This window comes from Pseudoduganella sp. (assembly GCF_041914865.1).
Taxonomy (GTDB): Bacteria; Pseudomonadota; Gammaproteobacteria; order Burkholderiales; family Burkholderiaceae_D; genus Rugamonas.
Genome location: NZ_JAYSCO010000004.1, coordinates 73,899 through 96,031 on the forward strand (window position 1 = coordinate 73,899; position 22,133 = coordinate 96,031).

Annotated in this window: 18 protein-coding genes; 10 read left to right on the top strand and 8 right to left on the bottom strand. The window is 66.5% G+C overall.

The window, feature by feature from the left end:
* Positions 1-21: 21 nt before the first annotated feature.
* Both ACE3TQ_RS03110 and ACE3TQ_RS03115 read left to right on the top strand, forming a co-directional pair.
* Positions 22-2,205: a PhoX family phosphatase gene (locus ACE3TQ_RS03110; RefSeq protein ID WP_374580468.1), complete on the top strand. Its 2,184-nt coding sequence runs from the start codon at positions 22-24 to the stop codon at positions 2,203-2,205.
* A 127-nt stretch (positions 2,206-2,332) separates the two neighbouring features.
* Positions 2,333-2,836, top strand: coding sequence for a DUF3016 domain-containing protein (locus ACE3TQ_RS03115; RefSeq protein ID WP_374580469.1), 504 nt, complete (start codon positions 2,333-2,335; stop codon positions 2,834-2,836).
* A 6-nt stretch (positions 2,837-2,842) separates the two neighbouring features.
* Here the strand turns inward: ACE3TQ_RS03115 and ACE3TQ_RS03120 are convergent, their stop codons facing one another.
* The 3 genes from ACE3TQ_RS03120 to ACE3TQ_RS03130 form a co-directional block, all read right to left on the bottom strand.
* Complete coding sequence (locus ACE3TQ_RS03120; protein WP_374580470.1) at positions 2,843-3,286, bottom strand: thioesterase family protein; 444 nt, start codon at positions 3,284-3,286, stop codon at positions 2,843-2,845.
* 42 nt (positions 3,287-3,328) lie between these two features.
* Positions 3,329-4,561 (bottom strand): sorbosone dehydrogenase family protein, encoded by a 1,233-nt coding sequence (locus tag ACE3TQ_RS03125; RefSeq protein WP_374580471.1) that lies wholly within the window; start codon positions 4,559-4,561, stop codon positions 3,329-3,331.
* 75 nt (positions 4,562-4,636) lie between these two features.
* Entirely contained in the window at positions 4,637-5,089 is a 453-nt protein-coding gene (locus ACE3TQ_RS03130; protein WP_374580472.1) for a host attachment protein, read from the bottom strand.
* Between the two features lie 130 nt (positions 5,090-5,219).
* On the opposite strand from ACE3TQ_RS03130, the gene ACE3TQ_RS03135 reads away from it, so the two are divergent.
* Positions 5,220-8,009, top strand: a complete 2,790-nt coding sequence (locus tag ACE3TQ_RS03135; RefSeq protein WP_374580473.1) for an EAL domain-containing protein — start codon at positions 5,220-5,222, stop codon at positions 8,007-8,009.
* Here the strand turns inward: ACE3TQ_RS03135 and ACE3TQ_RS03140 are convergent.
* Complete coding sequence (locus ACE3TQ_RS03140) at positions 7,990-9,609, bottom strand: M28 family peptidase (protein WP_374580474.1); 1,620 nt, start codon at positions 9,607-9,609, stop codon at positions 7,990-7,992. The genes ACE3TQ_RS03135 and ACE3TQ_RS03140 overlap by 20 nt on opposite strands.
* Positions 9,610-9,698: 89 nt before the next feature.
* Between ACE3TQ_RS03140 and ACE3TQ_RS03145 the strand changes: the two genes are divergently transcribed.
* From ACE3TQ_RS03145 to ACE3TQ_RS03165, 5 genes are all read left to right on the top strand, one after another.
* Positions 9,699-10,505, top strand: coding sequence for an SDR family oxidoreductase (locus ACE3TQ_RS03145; protein WP_374580476.1), 807 nt, complete (start codon positions 9,699-9,701; stop codon positions 10,503-10,505).
* A gap of 55 nt (positions 10,506-10,560) precedes the next feature.
* Positions 10,561-12,708 carry a DEAD/DEAH box helicase gene (locus ACE3TQ_RS03150; protein WP_374580478.1) on the top strand — a complete coding sequence of 716 codons (2,148 nt, stop codon included), beginning with the start codon at positions 10,561-10,563 and terminating at the stop codon, positions 12,706-12,708.
* Between the two features lie 106 nt (positions 12,709-12,814).
* A complete protein-coding gene (locus ACE3TQ_RS03155; RefSeq protein WP_374580479.1) occupies positions 12,815-13,684 on the top strand; it encodes an alpha/beta hydrolase family protein in 870 nt (289 codons plus the stop codon).
* Entirely contained in the window at positions 13,684-14,130 is a 447-nt protein-coding gene (locus ACE3TQ_RS03160; RefSeq protein WP_374580480.1) for an AAA family ATPase, read from the top strand. Before ACE3TQ_RS03155 ends, ACE3TQ_RS03160 begins: the two co-directional genes overlap by 1 nt.
* Positions 14,120-14,878: a tRNA(His) guanylyltransferase Thg1 family protein gene (locus ACE3TQ_RS03165; RefSeq protein ID WP_374580481.1), complete on the top strand. Its 759-nt coding sequence runs from the start codon at positions 14,120-14,122 to the stop codon at positions 14,876-14,878. The genes ACE3TQ_RS03160 and ACE3TQ_RS03165 overlap by 11 nt, the downstream gene beginning before the upstream one ends.
* Before the next feature lie 24 nt (positions 14,879-14,902).
* Here ACE3TQ_RS03165 and ACE3TQ_RS03170 read toward each other — a convergent pair whose 3' ends face one another.
* Positions 14,903-16,303 carry a PLP-dependent aminotransferase family protein gene (locus ACE3TQ_RS03170; RefSeq protein ID WP_374580482.1) on the bottom strand — a complete coding sequence of 467 codons (1,401 nt, stop codon included), beginning with the start codon at positions 16,301-16,303 and terminating at the stop codon, positions 14,903-14,905.
* Between the two features lie 88 nt (positions 16,304-16,391).
* Between ACE3TQ_RS03170 and ACE3TQ_RS03175 the strand changes: the two genes are divergently transcribed.
* Positions 16,392-16,595, top strand: coding sequence for a hypothetical protein (locus ACE3TQ_RS03175; protein ID WP_374580483.1), 204 nt, complete (start codon positions 16,392-16,394; stop codon positions 16,593-16,595).
* A 45-nt stretch (positions 16,596-16,640) separates the two neighbouring features.
* Here ACE3TQ_RS03175 and ACE3TQ_RS03180 read toward each other — a convergent pair whose 3' ends face one another.
* The gene (locus ACE3TQ_RS03180) at positions 16,641-16,982 is read right to left on the bottom strand and encodes a nucleotide pyrophosphohydrolase (protein ID WP_374580484.1); all 342 of its coding nucleotides are present in this window, start codon (positions 16,980-16,982) and stop codon (positions 16,641-16,643) included.
* A complete protein-coding gene (locus ACE3TQ_RS03185; protein ID WP_374580485.1) occupies positions 16,979-17,428 on the bottom strand; it encodes a GNAT family N-acetyltransferase in 450 nt (149 codons plus the stop codon). The genes ACE3TQ_RS03180 and ACE3TQ_RS03185 overlap by 4 nt, the downstream gene beginning before the upstream one ends.
* A gap of 70 nt (positions 17,429-17,498) precedes the next feature.
* On the opposite strand from ACE3TQ_RS03185, the gene pepN reads away from it, so the two are divergent.
* Positions 17,499-20,162, top strand: coding sequence for an aminopeptidase N (gene pepN, locus ACE3TQ_RS03190; RefSeq protein WP_374580486.1), 2,664 nt, complete (start codon positions 17,499-17,501; stop codon positions 20,160-20,162).
* A gap of 7 nt (positions 20,163-20,169) precedes the next feature.
* Here pepN and ACE3TQ_RS03195 read toward each other — a convergent pair whose 3' ends face one another.
* The gene (locus ACE3TQ_RS03195; RefSeq protein ID WP_374580487.1) at positions 20,170-22,050 is read right to left on the bottom strand and encodes a putative bifunctional diguanylate cyclase/phosphodiesterase; all 1,881 of its coding nucleotides are present in this window, start codon (positions 22,048-22,050) and stop codon (positions 20,170-20,172) included.
* Positions 22,051-22,133: the final 83 nt, after the last annotated feature.

The following is a 22,133-nucleotide window of genomic DNA, read 5'->3' on the forward strand; positions in this document are numbered from 1 at the left end:
CCCCCACCCTTGGAAAGCGTCATGGAAAACAAAATCGATCACGACGACATCGGCTACAACGATACCCCGAACGAACACTTCAGCGAAATCCTCGACAAGCGCATCAGCCGCCGCAACCTGCTGCGCGGCTCGGTGGCCTCGGCCATTTCCGTGATGATGGGTTCGGCCACGCTGACCGCCTGTGGCGGCGGCGACGATGCGCCGGTCGTCACCAAACCGGAAGTGCCGACCCCGAGCGAGAAGCTGCTGGGCTTCGCCGCCGTGGGCAAGAGCCTGGCCGATAGCGTGATCGTGCCGGCCGGCTACACCGCCACCGTGGTCTACGCCCTGGGCGATCCGCTGACCGCGTCCGCCACCGCCTACAAGAACGATGGCAGCGATGCCGATTTCGAGAACCGCGCCGGCGACCACCACGACGGCATGGAGTTCTTCGGCCTGGACAGCGCCGGCAAGCCATCGGCCAACGGCAATGAGCGCGGCCTGCTGGCCATGAACCATGAAGCCACCACCAACGACAAGCTGTCGTCCTTCTTCATCCACGCCAACGGCGGCACTAACACGCTGCCGCGCCCGGCAGCCGAAGTGGATCGCGAAACGGCGCTGCACGGCATCTCCGTGGTGGAAGTGCGAAAGAATGGCGGCAAGTGGGAGTACGTCAAGGATTCGGCGTACAACCGCCGCGTCACCTGCCTGACCGAGTGCGATATCCACGGCCCGGCCAAGGGCAATGCCCTGCTGAAGACCAAGTATTCGCCGGACGGTACCAAGACCCGCGGCACCCTGAACAACTGCGGCACCGGCAAGACCCCGTGGGGTTCCTTCGTCTCCGGCGAAGAGAACTGGAGCGGCTACTTCACCCGCGGCGCGGCGGACGATGCGGCGCGCGGCAACGACAAGAGCGTGGCTGCGCTCAAGCGCTATGGCCGCAGCCAGGGCGCCGCTTCGCGCCACGGCTGGGAAACCGGCGGCAGCGACGACAAGTACGCGCGTTGGAACAACTCCAAGCTGGGCGCTTCGGTCGATGGCACCGACGACTACCGCAACGAGATGAACGGCCAGGGCTACATCGTGGAAGCCGACCCGTACAACAAGACCCGCGCCCTGCGCAAGCGTACCGCCCTGGGCCGCTACGCCCATGAAAGCGCGGCGTTCGGCAAGACCGTGGCCGGCCAGCCGCTGGCGGTGTACATGGGCGACGACTCGCGCAACGAGTACATCTACAAATTCGTCTCCAGCGCCACCTGGAGCGACGCCGACGCCACCCCGGCCGACCTGCTGGCCACCGGCGACAAATACCTGGATGCGGGCAAGCTGTTCGTGGCCAAGTTCAACGCCGACGGCACCGGTTCCTGGATCGAGCTGAGCATCAGCAACGCGGCGATTGCCGGCTACGCTACCTACAAGTTCGCCGACCAGGCGGACGTGCTGGTGAATGCCCGCCTGGCGGCGGACGCTGTGGGCGCGACCAAGATGGACCGCCCGGAGTGGTGCTCGGTCAACCCGGCCAATGGCGAGGTGTACTTCACGCTGACCAACAACAGCTCGCGCACCGCGCCGGATGGCCCGAACCCGCGTAGCTATGAGGACATGAAGGGCACGAGCAAGCAGACCGGCAACGTGAACGGCCACATCCTGCGCGTCAAGGAAAAGGACGGCAACGCCTCCGCCACCTTCAGCTGGGACGTCTACCTGTTCGGCGCCCAGTCCGACGCCAACCCGGGCATGGTCAACCTGTCCAGCCTGACCGCGGACCAGGACTTCTCCAGCCCGGACGGCCTGGCCTTCTCCAAGGCCACCGGCATCTGCTGGATCCAGACCGACGACGGCGCCTACACCGATGCCACCAACTGCATGATGCTGGCCGGCGTGCCGGGCAGCGTGGGCGACGGCAAGAAAGTCACGCTGGCTTACCCGTCGGGCAATGTCGATACCTTCGTCGGCAAGACCCCGACCGCCGATACCCTGAAGCGCTTCCTGGTCGGCCCGGTCGACTGCGAACTGACCGGCATCGCCGAGACGCCGGATGGCAAGACCCTGTTCGTCAACATCCAGCACCCGGGCGAGGGCACCAGCCAGGCCAACCTGGCCGATCCGGCCAAGTACACCAGCCAGTGGCCGGCCAATGCCGGCTACGGCGCCGGCAAGCGTCCGCGCTCGGCCACCATCGCCATCACCAAGAATGACGGCGGCCGCATCGGCACCTAAGCCGCGCTAGCGGGGCAGCGACGGGCCGGACGTTTCCGGCCCGTTTTTTTTGTTAGAAACTGTTTCATCGGCACCGGCGGCGCGGCGGAGGAGTATATTGAAGGTTGTCTATGAAAGGATCGCTATCATGAAACGCCAAACCCGCCTCTGGATTGCAGCTGCCCTGATGCTGGCTGCGGCTGGCGCCGCGTCGGCCGGCACGGTGAACGTCACCTATAAGGACCCGGATAAATTCATCGATGTGCCGTTCTGGGACCAGGACCGGACCGAGGTGCTGAAGGAGTTTTCCGAGCATTTCGCGCGCCTGGGCAAGCAGTTGCCGGCCAACCAGCAATTGAACATTACCGTGACCGAGATTGACCTGGCCGGCCGGGTGGAACCGCGCCGTAACTCGATGCGCGATTTGCGCGTGCTGCGCGGCGGCGCTGACTGGCCCACCATGCAGCTGAACTATTCGCTGGAGCAGGATGGCAAGGTGATTGCCAGCGGCAACTCGAGCCTGAACAATATGATGTACCTGCAGGGGATTAACCCTTACCGCGAGGGTGACCTGCTGCGCTACGAGAAACCGATGGTCGATAAGTGGTTCAAGGAAACCTTTACCGCCCCGGCCCAGCTGAGCAAGAAATAAGGCCGGTCAGTCGATCCAGTTGACGCGGCTGAACTTGGCGCGGAAGTCGTCCGGCATCGGCACCACCTGGCTGCTCTTGTAGTTGTAGAAGACGAAACCCTGCTTGGCCATGGCAACTACCTTGCCATCGGCCGGGCGGGTGACGCGGAAGGTGACATCGCCGCCGTATTTATTGAAGTCCATCACGCCCACCTCGAACAGCAGCTGGTCGCGCGCATGCGCCTCGGCGCGGTAGGTGGTGGCCAGGTCGGTGACGATGATGCCGGTGCCGTCCGGCTCGGTTTCCTGCACGCCGAACTCGAACAGGAAGCGCGCCCGCGCTTCCGAGATCATGGAAATCATCGAATCGTTGCCCAGGTGGTTGGCGGCGTTGATGTCGGTCACGCGCACCGTCAGCTGGGTCGAAAAACAGAATTGGTCTTCCGGGAACTCGAGCTTCAGTCTGGCCATTGCGTTACGGTCGGGGGCAGTGGAAAGCCCCCATTGTAACCGCTACTTGCGCACGATCTGGTAAACCTTGCCGGCCCCGCTCAGCATGTAGATTTCGCCCGCCGCATCCTGGCCAAACGCCGGGATATTGCCCACGCTGCCCACGTCCCACTGCTTGGCTTCGCTGACGCTGCCATTGGCGTACAGGAAGCTCTTCAGGAAGCCCTTGCAGTAGTCCGAGTACAGGTAGCGCCCGGCCAGCTCGGGCAGGGCGGCGCCGCGGTAGACGAAGCCGCCGGTGATCGAGCAGCCGTTGGCATTGCCGGCGCCGTGTTCGTATTCGAAGGCGGGCAGGGTCAGGCCTTGCTGGCTGCAGGTGGCGCTGTTGTAGCAGCGCGTGCCTTCCATGATGTCCCAGCCGAAGTTGGCCGCCTTCAGCGCCGAGGAGACGATATTGACTTCCTCGCGCTGGTCCTGGCCCACGTCGGCGATGTACAGCGCGCCGCTGGCCGGGTCGAAGGCGAAGCGCCATGGGTTGCGCAGGCCGTAGGCCCAGATTTCGCCGCGCTTGCCATCCTGGCCGGCAAAGGGGTTGTCGGCCGGCGTCGTGTAGAGCGGCGGCAGCGGGTTGTCCACGTTCAGGCGCAGCATCTTGCCCAGCAGGGAGTCCAGGTTCTGCGCGTTGTTGTCGGGGTCGCCGGCGCCGCCGCCATCGCCGGTGCCGGCATACAGGTAGCCGTCCGGGCCGAAGGCCAGCAAGCCGCCGTAGTGGTTGGTGTAGGTCGGGTGCGGGATGGTGATGATGCGCTTGAGCGAGTCCTTGTCGGCCACGTTGGCGTCGGCCGACACGCGGACTTCGTCGATGGCGATATTGCTGAACTTGTCGGTGTAGTAGATGTAGAAGCGGCCGTTCTGCGCGTAGCCGGGGTGGAAGGCCAGCGACAGCAGGCCGCCTTCGCCGGTCGTGCTGATCAGCCCGCTCAAATCGAGGAAGGGCGTGGCGCGCACGCTGCCATCGGGCGCCAGGATGCGCACGCGGCCCGGCCGCTCGACAATGAAGCGGCGCGTGTCGCCGGCCGGCGCGGTCAGCAGCAGCGGCGCGTCGAAGCCGCTGGCCACTTCGCGCAGGGCCAGGGCGAAACTGGGCGTGGGCGGCTGCGGCGGCTCCGGCTGCGTGATGGGCGCGCTGCCGCCGCCACCGCCGCCGCAGCCGGCCAGCAGGGCGCTGCAGGCGAGGGCGGCCAGCCCGGTGCGTTGGGCGTGGGACGTGGGATGGGGTTTGCTGTGCTCAGCCATGTCTCTCTCCAGAACGGTCCAGCTAGCGAGTGTGGGCCCGGACGGCAGGGCGATCTGTGCGCCAACCCACGCAGCTCAGGCCGGACGCGGCGGCCGCCCCAGGTCGCGCAGGCAGGCTTGCAGGTCGTGCGGCGCGAAGCCGGCCACGTTCTTGGCCACTTCCACCGTGACCAGCTTGCGCGTTTGCTTGTCCAGGCTGTCGCGCAGCAAGCCGAGGAAACGCGGCGCGGCGATCAGGGCCAGGTGCTGGAAGCGCTGCTGGGCGGCGGCGGTGTCGAGCCGGTGGCCCAGGGCGCGCGCAAACTGGCGTACTTCATGCTGCACCGGCTCTTCCACGCGCGGCGCGGTATGGCCGCGGCCATCGGCGCCGAAATTCTGGCCATGCGCGTCGGACGCCAGCTGGCGGTTGTCGGCGCGGCCGAGCGGATTGGCCAGGTCAAACAATTCTTCCGGCTCCAGCTGCGGCTCGCGCAACTGGAAGATGCGGGCGTGGCTGCTGTCGGCCACGACGACCCAGGTTTTGTCCATGATCGCCTCCTCAGAGCTTGGCAGGCCAGTATAGCGCCGCCCGCCAGGCCCCCGGCGCGTTGTTGCCCTATGGAAATTATTGTCCAGCCGTGCGAAAATGGTAAGCTGGCAAGGCGAAGGCAGGGGCACGATGGACGAAGCGAACAGCGCAGCACCGCAGCAATTTTTCCGCACTCGCACGGCAGCGTTGGCGCTGCTGTGCGGCTTTGCCGTGACCGGCGCCCTGTTTGCCGGGGTCAGCCGGCTGGAGGCGCAGCGCGCCCAGTTAGCCTTTGAACAACGGGTGCAGGCGCGCGCCTTCGTGCTGCGCGAAGGCGTGGCCGGCGCGGTCGGCAGCCTGCACGCCGTCAACCAGCTGTTTGCCAGCCGCCCCGATACCAGCCGCGCCGAGTTCCGCCGTTTCGTGGCGCCGCTGCTGGCGCGCCACCCTTATGTGCTGGGCATCAGCTATTTGCGCTTCATCGAGCATGCCGAGCGGCCCGCCTTCGAAGCCTCGCTGCAGGCGCTGCGGCCGGGCGCCACGGTCAGCGACCTGCGCGATGGCCAGCTGGTGCCGGCCCCGGCGCGCGAACGCTACCGCGTGATCGATTACATTGAGCCGCTGGCCGACAATATGCGCGCGCTCGGCTTCGACACCCTGCAGGCCGACGGCGACGGCAGTGCGCGCCAGCGCGCCTATGCCAGCGGCGCGCCGGCCGCCGGCCCGCTGGTGCCGCTGGTGCAGCGCCACCAGGAAGGGCGGCGCCAGGGCGTGGTGGTGGCGATGCCGCTGTATGCCGGCGACGGACGGGTGGTGGGGGAAACCGCGCTGACCCTGCTGCCCGGCGAAATGATCAAGAAAATCTTTGCCAGCGCCGGCGCCGACAGCACGGCGCTGGCGCTGCGCGTGTATGCCGCCGCCAGCGCCGATCCGGCCAGCCTGGTGTACCAGTCGCCGCCGCCGCCCGCCAACGGCGGCCTGGAACTGCCGCGCTGGCTGTACCCGGCGCGCCTGGCGCCGGTCGCGCTGCCGCTTGACGTGGCGGGGGCGCGCTGGCAGCTGCAGGCGACGCCGCCGGCGCGCGTGCTGGCCAGCGAGCACCTGGCCTCGCTGTTTACGCTGGCGCTGGGCATCCTGACCACCCTGATCGGCTCGGCCTTTGTCGATTCGCTGAAACGGCGCAAGCTGCTGATCCAGCAGCGCGTCGATACCCGCACGGCGGAACTGAAGGCCGCCAACCAGGCCTTGCTGCTGCGCCAGCGCGCCATCGAGTCGAGCACCAATGCGGTGGTGATCACCTCCTGCGACTTGCACAACCCGATCGTCTACGTCAACCCGGCCTATGAACGCATCACCGGCTACAGCAGCGCCGAAGTGCTGGGCACCAGCCCGCGCCTGCTGTTCGGCGAGGACCTGGACCAGCCGGGCATCGACGAGCTGCGCACGGCCATCCGCGAGCAGCGCGACGGCCACGCCGTGCTGCGCTGCTACCGCAAGGACGGCAGCCAGTTCTGGAACGACATCTACATGTCGCCGGTGCGCGATGAGCACGGCGCGGTCACCAATTTCATCTCGATCCAGCACGACATCACCGCCATCAAGGAGTACGAATCCGAGCTGCACCACCAGTCGACGCACGACGGCCTGACCGGCCTGCCCAACCGCGTGCTGCTGCAGGACCGCCTGGCGCAAACCATCCAGCACTCGGGGCGCAAGGGGCACGAGCTGTGGCTGGTGTCGATCGACCTGGACCGCTTCAAATTTACCAACAGCCGCCTGGGCCACAAGGGCGGCGACCGCCTGCTGCAGATCGTGGCGGCGCGCCTGCAGGCGGCGGTGCGGCCGGTGGACACGGTGGCGCGCCTGGGCGGCGACGAGTTCGCCTTGCTGCTGCTGCCCGAACACGGCGGCAGCGCGCCGCGCGCCGAGCAGCTGCAGCGCGTGCTGGACAGCCTGGCCGCGCCGCTGGTGCTGGACAACACGGAACTGTTCCTGACCTGCAGCGCCGGCATTGCGGTCTTTCCCAGCGACAGCAAGGAGCCGGGCGTGCTGGCCGAGCGGGCCGACATCGCCATGTTTCGCGCCAAGGAAATGGGCGGCAACAACTACCAGTTCTACACCGCCGCCATGAACGAGCAGCTGGGCGAGCGCCTGCGCATCGAAAGCGCGCTGCGCACCGCGCTCGAGCGGCGCGAGTTCGAGCTGCACTACCAGCCGCAGGTGGACGCCGCCAGCGGCCGCATCATGGGCATGGAGGCGCTGATCCGCTGGCGCCATCCGGAAATGGGCATGGTGGCGCCCAACCGCTTCATCCCGCTGGCCGAGGAGACCGGGCAAATCCTGGCGGTCGGCCACTGGGTGCTGCGCACCGCCTGCCGCCAGCTGCGCGACTGGCAGCGCGCAGGGCGGCACGAGCTGCGCATGGCGGTCAACGTCTCGGCGCGCCAGCTGGCGGAACCCGATTTCGTGCAGGGCGTGGCGGAGGTGCTGGCCGATACCGGCCTGGCGCCGCACTGCCTGGAGCTGGAACTGACGGAAAGCGCGGTGATGAACGACGTGGCGCACGCCACGGAAGTGATGCACGCGCTGAAGAAGCTCGGCATCAAGCTGGCGATCGACGATTTCGGCACCGGCTATTCCTCGCTGGCGCACCTGAAGCGCTTTGAGATCGATGTGCTGAAAATCGACCAGACCTTTGTGCGCGACCTGACGGTTGATCCCGACGATGCGGCCATCGTCACCACCATCATCGCGCTGGCCGGCAACCTGGGGCTGGAAGTGATTTCCGAAGGGGTGGAAACGCAGGAGCAGCTCGACTTCCTGCGCCGCCATGGCTGCCGCCATATGCAGGGCTACTTCTTCGGCCGGCCGCTGCCGGCCGAAGCGTTCATCGCCCTGCTCGAGCAGAACGAACAGTCGCTCAGCGTTTCACAAAGCTGAACGGGTCGCCCTTCTTCCAGCTTGGCATGCTGCTGCCGTTGGCGACTTCGTAGCCCAGGTTCAGCGTAAACTGCGCCTGCTGCACCATGCCCGACAAATCCCAGCTGGCGTGGTACTGGTCGCTGACGCGGTGGTAGTCGTCCTTGAAGGCGACGATCTTGGCGGCGGAAGTGTCGTGCGCATGCTCGAACTCGAAATGGCCGTCGCCCGAGAACACGGCGGAGCCGACGTTAAAGGCCGGCACGCCGGCCTTGGCGAACTGGAAGTGGTCGGCGCGGAAATAGGCGCCCGACAGGTCCGGGATCGGCGGCGCCAGTTTCAGGCCCATGCGCCTGGCTACCTTGGCCGCGCTGTCGTACAGCGAGCTGCGCTCGGCGCCGGCCACGCCGATGTCGCGCGTGCGGCCGGCAAAGTTCATCGAATCGAGGTTCAGGTCGGCCAGCGTGTCCTTGAGCGGGAAGGCCGGGTTGGCGACGTAGGCCTGCGCGCCATGCATGCCGACTTCCTCGGCCGCCGGCCACAGGAAGACCTGCGAGCGTTTGGCCGGCTTCTGCACGGCGGCGGCGGCCATGGCCAGCAGGGCGGCGGCGCCGGAACCGTTGTCGATGGCGCCGTTGTAGATGCGGTCGGTGCCGTCGGCCGGGCCATCCACCTTGCCCAGGTGGTCCCAGTGCGCCGAATACACTACGGCCTGGCTGCGCAGCTTGGGATCGCTGCCCGGCACGATGCCGACCACGTTGAACTGTTCCACCTGGCGCACGCTGGAGCGGATCTCTGCGTGGGCGCCGATCTTCAGCTCCACCGGACGGAAATCCTTGCGCTCGGCGGCCGCGCGCAGCGTGTCCAGGTCGAAACCGGCGGCGCGGAACAGGGTGCGCGTGAAGTCTTCGGTCAGCCAGCCTTCCAGCAGGTTGCCGCCGCCGGGCGCGTGGAAGCGCTCCAGCGCGAAGCTGGTGGACGGCACGTTCCAGCCGTAGGCGGCGGACGGCGTGGTGTGGATCAGCAGCGCGCCGGCGGCGCCGCGCCGCACCGCTTCCTCATACTTGTACATCCAGCGCCCGTAGTAGGTGTAGCCCTTGCCGGCAAAGCGGTTCGGCTCCTCGGCGGTGGGCTGCGGGTCGTTCACCATCATGACCAGGATCTTGCCCTTGACGTCGACATCCTTGTAGTCGTTCCATCCTTCCTCCGGCGCAATGGCGCCGTAGCCGACGAACACCAGCGGCGCATCGAGCAGGACCTCGGCGCGGCCGCTGCCGGTGCCGATCAGCACATCCTGGCCCAGGCGCGGCGTGAAGGTGCTGGCGCCCGCCGCAAAGCGGATCGAACTGCCGTCCACCAGCTTGGTGCCCTGGAAGCGCACCGGCTGGCGGTACAAGCCATTGGCCAGCGGCTTGAGGCCGATCGCCGCCGCCTGGGTTTCCAGGTAGCGCACGGCCAGGTCGCCGCCGCGCTGGCCGGTGCCGCGGCCCTCCAGCAGGTCATCGGCAAGGAACGAAAGGTGGGCGCGCAACGGCGCCTCCTTCACCACAGGGGCCTGCTGCGCAGAGGCAGAAGCCGCCACCAGCGCAAGGCCGGCAAAGAAAATGTACGTAGTATCCATAGCGCCGATCTTACCGCATAATGAATCGGAAGAAGGTGCCTGACCCTGCGGGGCAGGCACCGGTTTACCGGTTTTGAAAAAAGGTCCCCATGAACGTCACCATCATCACCGGCGCCTCCGACGGCATCGGCGCCGAGCTGGCCCGCCAGCTGGCCGGAACAGGGCAGGCCCTGGTCCTTGCCGCCCGCAATGCCGCCGCGCTGGAGCAGGTTGCCGCCGACTGCCGCGCCGCCGGCGCCGAGACCCTGGTCGTCCCGACCGACGTCGCCCGGCAGGAGCAATGCCGGCAACTGGTCGCCGCCGCCGTGGAACGCTTCGGCCGCATCGACACCCTCATCAACAACGCCGGCCGCTCCGCCCACGCCATGTTCGACGAAGTGAGCGACTTAAGTTGGTACGAAGACCTGATGCGCGTCAACCTGTGGGGCGCCATCTGGTGCACCCACGCCGCCCTGCCGCACCTGAAGGCCAGCCAGGGCCGCATCGTCGCCGTGTCCTCGCTGGCCGGCCTGGTCGGCGTGCCGGGCCGCACCGCCTACGGCGCCACCAAATTCGCCATGGCCGGCTTCTTCGAAGCGCTGCGCGCCGAGATGAAGGCGCACGGCGTCAGCGTCACCACCGCCTATCCGGGCGTGGTCGACACCCAGATCCGTTATCGCGGCTACAACGCCGCCGGCGGGGAACTGGGCAAGAGCAGCCTGCGCGAGGAGGGCGCCATGCCGGTGGCCGAATGCGCGCGCCTGATCATCGACGGCATGCAGGCGCGCAAGCGCGAGGTGGTGATGACCGCCAAAGGCAAGCTGGGACGCTGGCTCAAGCTGCTGGCGCCCGGGCTGATTGAGAAGATGGCATTAAATGCATTAAAGGATGATGTCAAGCCGCAAAGGGTAAAATAGCGGTTTCCCCGCGTCGCATCAGGCGTACCAACAATAACCATTTATGAGTGCCGCCATGTCAGACACCCTGTTTACCGATTTGAACCTCAGCGCCCCCATCCTCAAGGCGCTGAAAGAAGTAGGCTACGAGACCCCATCCCCGATCCAGGCCTCGACCATCCCGTACCTGCTGGAAAACCGCGACGTGCTCGGCACCGCGCAGACCGGCACCGGCAAGACCGCAGCGTTCGCGCTGCCCATCCTGTCCCGCATCGACATCAAGCAGGTAGCGCCGCAGGCGCTGGTGCTGGCGCCGACGCGCGAACTGGCGATCCAGGTGGCGGAAGCGTTCCAGCGCTACGCCACCCACATCCCGAAGTTCCACGTGCTGCCGATCTACGGCGGCCAGTCCTACGGCCCGCAGCTGCAGGCGCTGCGCCGCGGCGTGCACGTCGTGGTGGGCACCCCGGGCCGCGTCATCGACCACCTGGAAAAAGGCTCGCTCGACCTGTCCGAACTGAAAACCCTGGTGCTGGACGAAGCCGACGAAATGCTGCGCATGGGCTTCATCGAAGACGTTGAACGCATCCTGCAGGAGACCCCGGACAGCCGCCAGACCGCGCTGTTCTCGGCCACCATGCCGGCCCAGGTCAAGCGCATCGCCACCACCTACCTGAACAACCCGGCGGAAGTCATGGTGGCCGCCAAGACCACCACCAACACCAACATCCGCCAGCGCTACTGGCTGGTGAGCGGCATGCACAAGCTGGACGCGCTGACCCGCATCCTGGAAGCCGAGCCGTTCGACGGCATGATCATCTTCTCGCGCACCAAGATCGGCACCGAAGAACTGGCCGAGCGCCTGCAGGCGCGCGGCTTCTCGGCCGGCGCCATCAACGGCGACATGCAGCAGGCGGCGCGCGAGCGCATCATCGGCCAGCTGAAGGACGGCAAGATCGACATCCTGGTCGCCACCGACGTCGCCGCGCGCGGCCTGGACGTGGAACGCATCTCGCACGTGGTCAACTACGACGTGCCATACGACCCGGAAAGCTACACCCACCGCATCGGCCGCACCGGCCGCGCCGGCCGCAGCGGCGAAGCGATCCTGTTCATCACCCCGCGCGAACGCAACCTGCTGAAACTGATCGAGCGCACCACGCGCCAGCCGGTCACCCCGATGACGCTGCCGACCCTGCAGGCGGTCAACGACGTCCGCATCAGCAAGTTCAAGGACCAGATCACCGACACCCTGGCGCAGGAAGGCCTGTCCTTCTTCGAAAACCTGGTGCGCGAATACGAAGCCGAACACAATATCCCGGCGGTGGAAGTGGCCGCAGCGCTGGCCATGATGGCCTGCGGCGGCAAGCCGCTGCTGCTCGACAAGTCGCGCGAAAAAGGCTGGCACGAAGACGGCGCGCCGGCGCAGCAGCGTGAAGGCCGCGAGCAGCGCGAACCACGCGAGCCGCGTGAACCACGTGAGCCGCGCCCGAAAAAGGAACGCATCGCGCGCGAGCCGGAGCAGGGCATGGCCACCTACCGCGTGGAAGTGGGCTACGAGCACGGCGTCAAGCCGGGCAATATCGTCGGCGCCATCGCCAACGAAGGCGGCATCGACTCCAAGTTCATCGGCCGCATCGAGATTTACGACGACTACTCGCTGCTGGACATGCCGGCCGACCTGCTGCCGGGCGACATCGAAGCGCTGCAAGTGCTGCGCGTCGCCGGCCAGCCGCTGCGCCTGCACCGCGACGGCGAAACCCCGCCACCGGCGCCAGCGGCCAAAGCCCCGCGTGCCGCCAAGGCGGAACGCGCCGCGCGCCCAGCCCCCGAGCTGTCCTCGCGCGCCGATGATGACGAACCGATGTTCGAAGAAGCGCCCAAGCGCAAGAAGAAAGACAAGGCAGCCGAAGGCGGCGCCCCGATGCCGATGCGCGCCTACCGCGTGGAAGTCGGTGCGCAGGACGGCATCAACCCGGGCAACCTGGTTGGCGCCATCGCCAACGAAAGCGGCCTCGAATCGCGCTTCATCGGCCGCATCGAACTGTTCGACGACCACGCCTTTGTCGAAATGCCGGACGGCATGCCGGACGACATCTTCAAGCACCTGCGCAAAGTCTGGGTCGGCGGCAAACAGCTGAAAATGACCCTGGCCGACGCCATGCCGCCAATGTCCGGCAAACACACCCCGCCGAAAAAGCCGACCACCAAGCCCAAGCGCTAGCATATTCGGGGTCTGACCCTATGGGTCAGACCCCGGTTTCCCGGTTTTACGGCTCCAAGCCCAAATGCTATCCTGCGAGCTATCCCGATCCTCGCCAAGGAAAAGCATGCCCGCACCGACCCACCCATCGCCTGAAGCGATCGTCACCCAGCCGATGGACCTGCAAGCCTACCTCGCCCTGACCGGCCCCGCGCCGGACAAGCGCGTCGCCTACGGCACCGCCCCCAGCCAGTTCGTCGAACTGTTCAAGCCCGCCGGTCCCGGTCCGCACCCCGTGGTGGTGCTGATCCACGGCGGCTGCTGGACCGTGCATTTCGGCGGCATCGAGCAGATGCGCAATATGGCAGGCGCGCTGACCCGGCAGGGCATCGCGGTCTGGAACATCGAATACCGACGCTATGACGAAGAAGGCGGCGGCTACCCCGGCATGTACCAGGACGTCGCCACCGCCGTCGACCTGCTCCAGCACGAAGCCAAGGCCAGCAACCTGGACCTGGCGCGCATCGTCGCCGTCGGCCACTCCGCCGGCGGGCACCTCGCGCAATGGGCCGTCTCGCGCCACAAGCTGCCTGAATGGAGCCCCGCCTGGGCGCCTGAACCGCTGCCGATCAAGACCGTGATCAGCCTGGGTGGCCTGGCCGACCTGCGCAACGAAGCGGACCTGATCCGCCGCACCTGCGAACGCGAGACTGCGCAGATCGCCGGCCACCCCAGCGCCGCCCGTCCCGACGTCTTCGCCGACACCTCGCCCGCGGAAATGCTGCCGGCCGGCGTGCGTACCATCCTGATCCACGGCGAGCATGACGACATCTCGCCCACCGTCACCGGCGAAAACTACGCCCGCCGCGCGCGTGCCGCCGGCGACCCCGCCGAGGTCATCGTCCTCCCCGGCGGCAGCCACTACGACGAAGTGTCCGCTGACTCGAAGGCCTGGGCCATCGTCAACGCCAGCATTCGCGAGGGGCTGGGAATTTGATGGAAGCGGTGATATTTGTCGGCATCCAGGCATCTGGCAAGTCGACCTTCTACAAAGAGCATTTCTTCAACTCCCATGTGCGTATCAGCAATGACCTGCTAAAAACCAAGAACAGGGAAAAGCTGATGTTCAAATTGTGCTTCGACACCGGCATGCCGCTGGTGATCGACAACACGAATGCGAGCAAAGTGGTGCGCACCCGCTATATAGAGCTGCTGCGCACTCACGGCTACAGGATCAAGTGCTATTACTTCAAAAGCGATCTTGATCGGGCATTGGCATGGAATGCCCAGCGCCGGGGCGCGGAGTGCATTCCGCGTGTCGGGATACTCAGCACCCATAAGCGCCTGGAGCTCCCCAGCATGGAAGAGGGCTTTGACGAATTGTTTTACGTCGACTGGATCGACGGCGAACGTGTTGTAAAGGAGTGGAATATTGAAGTTTGATGAACTCGATGAAGCGATGCGTGTGTACGAAACCGCGCACGATCAATGTGTATTGCCCGGCATTTACATGGTCGCGCGGATCGACGGCCGCAGCTTTACCCGCCTGACGAAGGAGACGGCTGGCTTTGAGGCGCCGTTTGACATTCGCTTCCGCGACTTGATGATCGAAACCACCAAGCACCTGATGAATTGCGGCTTCAAGGTGATCTACGGCTATACCGAGAGCGACGAGATTTCCCTGCTGTTTGACCTGGATATCAATGTCTTCGGCCGTAAGACAAGGAAGTACAACTCCATCCTGGCCGGCGAGGCGTCGGCAAAATTCAGCCTGATGCTTGGCAAGCTGGGGGCGTTCGATTGCCGGATCTCCGAGTTGCCCACCAAGCGCCTGGTGGTCGACTACTTCAGGTGGCGGAACGAGGATGCGCACCGCAATGCGCTGAATGCCCACTGCTACTGGATGCTGAGAAAAGAGGGCGTTGATCCCAACAGCGCCGCAGCCACCATCGCGGGCAAAACGCTGGCCGACAAGAACGAACTGTTGTTTAGCCGCGGAATCAATTTCAACGAACTGCCGAACTGGCAGAAGCGTGGCGTCGGACTGTACTGGGGTGTGGAAGAAAAGGCTGGCTTCAACCCGAAGGATAAGCTGCCAGTCATCTCGCAGCGCCGTGCCATCGTAACGGACCTGGAGCTGCCGATGCGCGACGAGTACAGCGCTTTCGTCGCCCAGTTCCTTGAGCGTTAAGGCGCGCCTGCCTGCGCTGGGCAGCTAGACCACGGCGGTGCTGAACGACTCGGGCCGCCGCGCAAGCAGTTGGGACAGGCGCTGCAGGCCCGCCTGCAGGCGCGCGCGGTCCTTGATGCTCCCTAACGAGATCCGGATTGCATTGGCGGAATCGCTGCCCGTTGCGAAGGCCTCCGCCGGTGTGACCGCGATGCCTTCGCTGGCGGCGGCGCGCGCCAGCTGCGAGGGGTTCCAGTAAGCCGGCAGCTCAAGCCATACATGCAGGCCGTCGCCGGGGCCGCTGTCCCGCCCCGCCAGGATATTCCACGCCATGCGGTGCCGCAGGCGCGCTTCCTGGCGTACGCCTTCCAGCAATGCATCGGCCGAACCGTCGAAGATCCATTGGGTGGCCAGTGCGGCCGTCAGCGGCGCGGTCGTCAGCGCAAATGACCTGAGCGCGGCCAGGAAGCGATCGCGCTGGTCCGGGTCGCGGATCAGCACAAAGGCGACGCGCAGGCCGGGCGTCAGGCATTTCGCCAGGGTGGAGATGTAGTACACCTGTTGCGGGGCAAACGTGGCGATGGGGGGCGGCGCGGCTTCGGCCAGGAGCCAGTAGGGATCGTCCTCGACGATGCGCAGATGGCAGCGTTTCGCGACGCTGGCGAGCTCTTTGCGCCGGCGTTCCGGCATCGTGCTGGCGGTCGGGTTCTGCAATGTCGGATTCAGGTAGAGCAGCGCAGGCTTGTGCTGGCGGCACGCTTCCTCAAGCAGTGCGGGGACCATCCCGTGCTTGTCCGTCCTGACCGCGATCAGCTGCCGCCCGAACTGGGCTGCGGCGGCACGCAAGCCGGGGTAAGTCGTGGGCTCGGCCAGGATAACGTCGCCCGGCTCCGTCAGCGCCAGGATCAAGGCGGCGAGCGCCGCTTGTGCGCCGGGGCAGACAATAAGCTGCCGGGAATCCAGCTGGCCAAACATCGGTTCGAGCCATTGGGCGCCGGCCTTGCGGTCGGAGTCGCTGCCGCCGGCCAGGTGGTAATCCATCAGCAAGCCGTTATCTGCCCGCATCAGCACCTGCGCCAAGCCTTGCTTCAACAAGTCGTCGAAGTCCACGCCATCCGGTGGCGGCGGGGTATTCATGCCCAGGTCGAGGATCGAGGTCAATTCGACTTTGGGCGCCGCGACATAGGTGCCGCGCGCGCCACGCCCTTCCAGCAGGTTGCGGCGCCGCGCTTCGTCGTAGGCGCGTGTGATCGTCGTCAGGTCGACGCCCAGCTGCGCTGCCAGCTGGCGCTGCGGGGGCAGGCGGTCACCAGGTTTCAGCGCTCCATCTTCGACTGCGCCCTGCAAGGCGTCCGCAATCTGCAAGAAACGCGGCCCACCGTGCGCGGCCAGGCGCGGCAGCCAGCTTGGCGCGTCCTTTTCTTGTATGGATTTCAACTGGGACATTTTGTCTCTATGTATGGAAATTGTTTTTGGTTAGTATGCCCCAAGTCAAAGCCTGGAAATTCAAAAAATGGATTGGGTCCCTGTAGTCTTGTTTACGTTCAAGTTCCTCGTGTTCGCCACGGGCATGTTCTTCGCCATCAAGTGGCATTACGACAAGGGGAAGGAGGAGCGGCGCGCCGCGCGCCGCGCCGGCGTCAAGGTGGCTGCCATCTTGCTGCCGTTGTTTCTTGGCCTGGGGCTCGCCGCTTACGTCCTGGTCCGGACCTCGGGCCTGGACCTGGGCCTCCCGTGATGGCGACAATGAGTGGGAAGATGGCTGGAGCTTTGCTCTGGCCGGCTAGCGGCCCTGCGGGCGGCCAGTGTCGGGCGCGGGATATTTGAGCGCGTTCAGTTTGATCTTGTCCAGCGCCGCCGCATGCAGGTCGACATCGAGCTTGTCGGCGATCTGCACCAGGTAGAGCAGCACATCGGCCAGCTCCTGCCGGATAGCTTCCTGCTGGCCTGGCGCCAGTTCCGGCGCGCGGCCGGTGGGCAGCCATTGGAAATGCTCGGCCAGTTCCGCCACTTCCACCGACAGCGCCATGGCCAGGTTCTTCGGCGTATGGTACTGCTCCCAGTCGCGCGCGGCGGCGAAGGCGCGCGTGCGCTGGCGCAGGTCGAGCAGCGGATCGGGGCTCATGCCGCCTTCTCCATGAAGACGCTCAAAGGATCGTCGCGGTAGTCGCCGTACGGGCCGCGCACGCGGTAGCCCAGGCGTTCATACAAGCCGATCGCCTCCGGCTGCGCAGGTCCGGTCTCCAGCATGAACTGGCGGCAGCCGCGCGCCAGCGCTTCCGCTTCCAGCATGCCGAGCAGGCGCTGCGCCACGCCCTGGCCGCGCGCGGCCGGATGCACGAACATGCGTTTCACCTCGCCGTAGGACGGCGTCACCACCATGGCGCCGCAGCCGACTGCCGCGCCGTCGGCGTTGCGCGCCACGGCGAACAGCACGTTCGGCTGCAGCAGCGAATTCATGTCGAGCGCATACACGCTCTCCGGCGGGTACAGCGACAGCTGGTAGGCGTCCAGCTGGTCGATCAGTGCCACAACTTCCGGCTGGTTGGGGGATTCGAGTTTGATGTCCATCCCGGAATGGTATCATCCCTGCGCCACCTGACCGGGGCCGGTCCGGGGCGAGACATGTATAAGGATAACCATGAAATCGCTAGTCCCTCACGCCATTGCACTGGCAGTTGGTGTGCTTGCCGCCACCAGCGGCATCGCGGCCGACAACAAGGCGCCCACCGCCCGCGCCGAGAACCCCTACCTGAGCCAGGCCGATGCCGCCGCCCGTTCGGCGCGCGTGTCGAACGTCGCCTATGTGCTGGATTTCACGCTGACCGGCAAGGAAAGCTTCAGCAACACCACCACCGTGACCTTCGACCTGAAGGACAACGCCCAGCCGCTGACCATTGACCTGAACAAGGCCAGCGTCAAGCGCCTGGTGGTCAACGGCAAGAACGTGGCGGCGCCGCAGTACAACAACTGGTTCATCACCCTGGCCGCCGCCGACCTGCAGGCCGGGCGCAACACGGTGACGGTGGAGTTCGAGCGCCCGCACAGCACCAATGGCGAGGGCCTGCACCGCATGGTCGATCCGGTCGATGGCCGCGTCTACACCTATTCGCATTTCGAGCCGGCTGCCGCGCACCAGATGTTCGCGCTGTTCGACCAGCCGGACCTGAAGGCGACCTACCAGGTCAACGTGACGGCGCCCGCCGACTGGACCGTGGTATCGACCACGCGCGAGTCGAAGGTGGAGGACGCCGCCGGCCAGGCCGGCATGAAGCGCTGGACCTTCCCGGCCTCCAAGATCCTCAGCCCGTACAACTTCTCGCTGCACGCCGGCCCTTACAAGGTGTGGGAAGACACGAAGAGTTCGAAGTACCCGATGCGCCTGTTCGCGCGCCAGTCGGTGGCGGACCAGGTCGACCCGGCCCTGTGGTTCGAATACACCAAGCAGGGCCTGGACTGGTTCGACAACTACTTCGGCATCCCTTACCAGTACGCCAAGTACGACCAGCTGATCGTGCCGGACTTCCTGTACGGCGCCATGGAGAATGCCGCCGCCATCACCTTCGCCGAGCACTCCTTCCTGTACAAGGACAAGCCGACCAGCGCCCAGAAGCACGACCTGGCCAGCGTCATCATGCACGAGATGGCGCACCAGTGGTTCGGCGACCTGGTCACCATGGAATGGTGGAACGGCCTGTGGCTGAACGAGAGCTTCGCCTCCTTCATGGGCACCCTGGCCACCGCCGAAGCGACCGAGTTCAAGGACTCGGCCTGGCAGTACTTCTACTCGCAGGGCAAGTCGGCCGCCTATGTGATGGACCAGCGCGTCACCACGCACCCGATCGAGACGCCGGTGCCGTCCACCGCCAACGCCTTCGACAATATCGACGCCATCACCTACTCGAAGGGCGCCTCCACCCTCAAGCAGCTGCGCCACCTGCTGGGCGAGGAGACGTTCCGCAAGGGCGTGCACAACTACCTGGTCAAGTACCAGTGGAAGAACGCGAAGCTGGACGACTTCATCGGCAGCCTGGCCGCCGCCGCCGGGCGCGACCTGGGCCAGTGGACCCAGGACTGGCTGTACCAGCCGGGCGTGAACACCATCACCGCCAACTACAGCTGCAAGGCCGGCAAGATCGACGCCTTCAGCCTGCAGCAAAGCGCGGTGGCGCAGTTCCCGACCCTGCGCGAGCAGCGCGTGCAGCTGGCCCTGATGCAGAAGCAGGGCAAGCAGCTGAACGTGGCCAAGGTGCTGCCGGTGACCTACAAGGGCGTCAGCACCGAGGTGGCGGAGCTGAAAGGCGCCGCCTGCCCGGACCTGGTCTACCCGAACTACCAGGACTGGGGCTTTGTGAAAGCCAAGCTCGATAGCCGTTCCTTCGCCACCGCGCGCAAGGATGTGAGCAAGGTGGAGGACAAGCTGCTGCGCACCATGCTGTGGCACAGCATGTGGGACAACGTGCGCGACGGCGCGCTGCCGCTCAACGAGTTCCTCGACACGGTGCTGATCAACGCGCCGCTGGAGAAGGACTATGTGCTGCTGGGCGACGTGCTGGGCAAGTCGGGCCAGGCGCTGCGCTACCTGCGCACCATGGCGCCGGAGGGCGCCTACACCCGCAGCGTGGCGGCGCGCCTGGAGAAGATGGCCTGGACGCAGGCCAAGGCCGCCAAGGGCGACTTCCAGCGCCGCTGGTTCGGCACCTACCTGGCCGCCGCCGGCAGCAAGGAATCGCTGGCGCGCATCGCCGCCATGCTGGATGGCCGCGAGCAGCTGCCGGGCCTGGCCCTGAGCCAGGACCTGCGCTGGGAGATGATCGCCATCCTGAACCGCAAGGCGTATGCCGGTGCCGAAGCGCGCCTGGCTGCCGAGCAGGCGCGCGACAAGTCCGACAGCGGCGAGCTGGCCGTGGTCACGGCGCAGGCCGCGCGTCCGGACGCCAGGGTGAAGCAGGAGTGGCTGGCCAGGATCGGTGACACCCAGACCAAGCTGCCGTTCTCGCGCATCCGCGCCGCCATGTACGCGCTGTACCCGGCCTCGCAGGTGGCACTGAACGAGCAGAGCGCCGCGGCGCGCCTGGCCCAGCTGCCGCAGCTGGACAAATCGGCTGGTCCGGTCTACATGCGCGACTACGCGGGCGCCATGATCCCCGCCACCTGCACCGCCGCCAGCGTGCAGCGCCTGGCCGACGCCGCGGCGGCCCATCCGGACCTGAGCGCCGGCACCCGCCGCGCTTTGCTGGTGGCGCACCAGGAAGACCAGCGCTGCGTGGCCATGCGCGCCGCGCTGACGGTCAAGCTGGATTAAGGCGGATTCACGCCGGGCTGGTGCCCGGCGTGCGCGCCGACAGCGCGGCCTGCGCCGCCAGCAGGTCGAGCAGGGCCGGCAGCGGCGCCGGGCGGCCCAGCAGGTAGCCTTGCAGCGCGTGGCAGCCGTGGGCGGCCAGGAAGTCGGCCTGGGCCTGGGTTTCCACCCCTTCCGCCACCACGCGCAAGCCCATTTGCTCGGCCATCGCCAGGATGGCCTGCACGATCACCACGTCGTTCGGGTCGTCCGGCATGTCCATGATGAAGCTGCGGTCGATCTTCAGTTCGTACAGCGGCATGCGCTTCAGGTAGGCCAGGCTGGAATAGCCGGTGCCGAAGTCGTCGATCGAGAAGCGCACCCCGAGCGCGGCCAGTTCGTTCATGCGCGCCACCGTCTCCTCCAGTTTCTCCACCAGCAAACCCTCCGTCACCTCCAGGATCAGCAGGGCCGGCTCCACCGCGTGCTCCTGCAGGGTATTGCGCACCTGCTGCACGAAATCGGCCTGGCGGAACTGCTGCGGGCTGACGTTGACCGACAGCGGCAACGACAGCCCCTGCGCCGCCATGCGCTGCTGCGCCAGGCACGCCTGGCGCAGCGCCCACATGCCAAGCGGTACGATCAGGCCCGCTTCCTCCGCCAGCGGGATGAAGATGGCGGGCGACACCATGCCGCCATCGTCGCGCTCCCAGCGCATCAGCAGCTCGGCGCCGTGCAGGCGGCCCTGGCAGTCGAACTGCGGCTGGTACACCATGTGCAGGCGGTCCTGCTCGATGGCCTGTGCCAGCTCGTGCTCCAGCGTCAGGCGCCGTTCGACCTCGGCCTGCATGGTGGCCTCGAAAAAGGCGATGCCATTGCGGCCGGCGGCCTTGGCGCGGTACATGGCGGTATCGGCCTCGCGCAGCAGGTCGTCGGCGTTCTGGCCGAACTTGGGCAGCAGCGTCACGCCGATGCTGGCGGAGCAGGCGTAGAACTGGCCGCCGATCTCGAAGTCGCGCGCCAGCGCGGCGCGGATCTTTTCCGCCACCAGCTGCGCCGCGCTGCCGGCCGCCTGCAGGTCGGGCGCCAGGTGGGCCAGGATCACCACGAATTCGTCGCCGCCGATGCGCGCCACCGTGTCGCTTTTGCGCACCAGTTCCGACAGGCGTTCGGCCGCCAGCTGCAGCAGGGTGTCGCCGGTGGCGTGGCCGCGCGCGTCGTTGATGGTCTTGAAGCGGTCCAGGTCGACGAACATGACGGCGCTGAACACTTGCTGGCGCTCGGAGCTTGCTAGTAAGTTACCCAGGCGGTCCAGCAGCAGGCGCCGGTTGGGCAGCCCGGTCAGCGGGTCGTAGAAGGCCAGCTGCTCGCCCTCGGCCAGCGAACGCGCCAGGTGGCGCAGCAGCACGCCGCAGCTGAAGGTGAGGATGCCGGCGATGAACAGGTAATTCAGGGCCACGATGGCGGCGCGCAGGGCGGCGTCGTCCGACAGGCCGACGGCAGCCGGGTCGGGCGCCGGCGCAAAGCCGGTCAGCACGATCGCCACCGCCCCGGCCAGCAGCAGCCAGATGGCCGGCTTCAGGCCCACCAGCAGGGCCGCCAGGCAGGGCACGGCCAGCAGGTAGGTGTGCGCCACCGGGCCCACCTGCAGCATCAGGGCCAGGCCGACGGCAAAGGTGATCAGCAGGAATTGCAGGGCGCGCGCCTGGTAGGACACCAGGCCTTCCAGCCGCCACAGCATGGCCAGCCAGCCGAGCGCGATCACATCCACCACCACCACGCCCCACAGCCCTTCGCGCGCCGATTGCAGGATGCTTGGTATCGCCGTGCACAGGCCCAGGACCAGCACCACCTGGACCAGACGGGAAAAGATGGCAGCGCGCCAATGTGTTATCTGGTCCGGGCCATTCATGGAAGCATTTCCTTGCTCTTAGGAACCTTCATGGTACGCCCAAACCGGGCCCGGTGTCACATGCCGAGCCATCCTGTTGTTGT

Coding starts and splice junctions, on each gene's coding strand:
- ACE3TQ_RS03110 (WP_374580468.1), top strand. CDS start 22: ATGGAAAACAAAATCGATCACGACGACATCGGCTACAACGATACCCCG.
- ACE3TQ_RS03115 (WP_374580469.1), top strand. CDS start 2,333: ATGAAACGCCAAACCCGCCTCTGGATTGCAGCTGCCCTGATGCTGGCT.
- ACE3TQ_RS03120 (WP_374580470.1), bottom strand. CDS start 3,286: ATGGCCAGACTGAAGCTCGAGTTCCCGGAAGACCAATTCTGTTTTTCG.
- ACE3TQ_RS03125 (WP_374580471.1), bottom strand. CDS start 4,561: ATGGCTGAGCACAGCAAACCCCATCCCACGTCCCACGCCCAACGCACC.
- ACE3TQ_RS03130 (WP_374580472.1), bottom strand. CDS start 5,089: ATGGACAAAACCTGGGTCGTCGTGGCCGACAGCAGCCACGCCCGCATC.
- ACE3TQ_RS03135 (WP_374580473.1), top strand. CDS start 5,220: ATGGACGAAGCGAACAGCGCAGCACCGCAGCAATTTTTCCGCACTCGC.
- ACE3TQ_RS03140 (WP_374580474.1), bottom strand. CDS start 9,609: ATGGATACTACGTACATTTTCTTTGCCGGCCTTGCGCTGGTGGCGGCT.
- ACE3TQ_RS03145 (WP_374580476.1), top strand. CDS start 9,699: ATGAACGTCACCATCATCACCGGCGCCTCCGACGGCATCGGCGCCGAG.
- ACE3TQ_RS03150 (WP_374580478.1), top strand. CDS start 10,561: ATGTCAGACACCCTGTTTACCGATTTGAACCTCAGCGCCCCCATCCTC.
- ACE3TQ_RS03155 (WP_374580479.1), top strand. CDS start 12,815: ATGCCCGCACCGACCCACCCATCGCCTGAAGCGATCGTCACCCAGCCG.
- ACE3TQ_RS03160 (WP_374580480.1), top strand. CDS start 13,684: ATGGAAGCGGTGATATTTGTCGGCATCCAGGCATCTGGCAAGTCGACC.
- ACE3TQ_RS03170 (WP_374580482.1), bottom strand. CDS start 16,303: ATGTCCCAGTTGAAATCCATACAAGAAAAGGACGCGCCAAGCTGGCTG.
- ACE3TQ_RS03180 (WP_374580484.1), bottom strand. CDS start 16,982: ATGAGCCCCGATCCGCTGCTCGACCTGCGCCAGCGCACGCGCGCCTTC.
- ACE3TQ_RS03185 (WP_374580485.1), bottom strand. CDS start 17,428: ATGGACATCAAACTCGAATCCCCCAACCAGCCGGAAGTTGTGGCACTG.
- pepN (WP_374580486.1), top strand. CDS start 17,499: ATGAAATCGCTAGTCCCTCACGCCATTGCACTGGCAGTTGGTGTGCTT.
- ACE3TQ_RS03195 (WP_374580487.1), bottom strand. CDS start 22,050: ATGAATGGCCCGGACCAGATAACACATTGGCGCGCTGCCATCTTTTCC.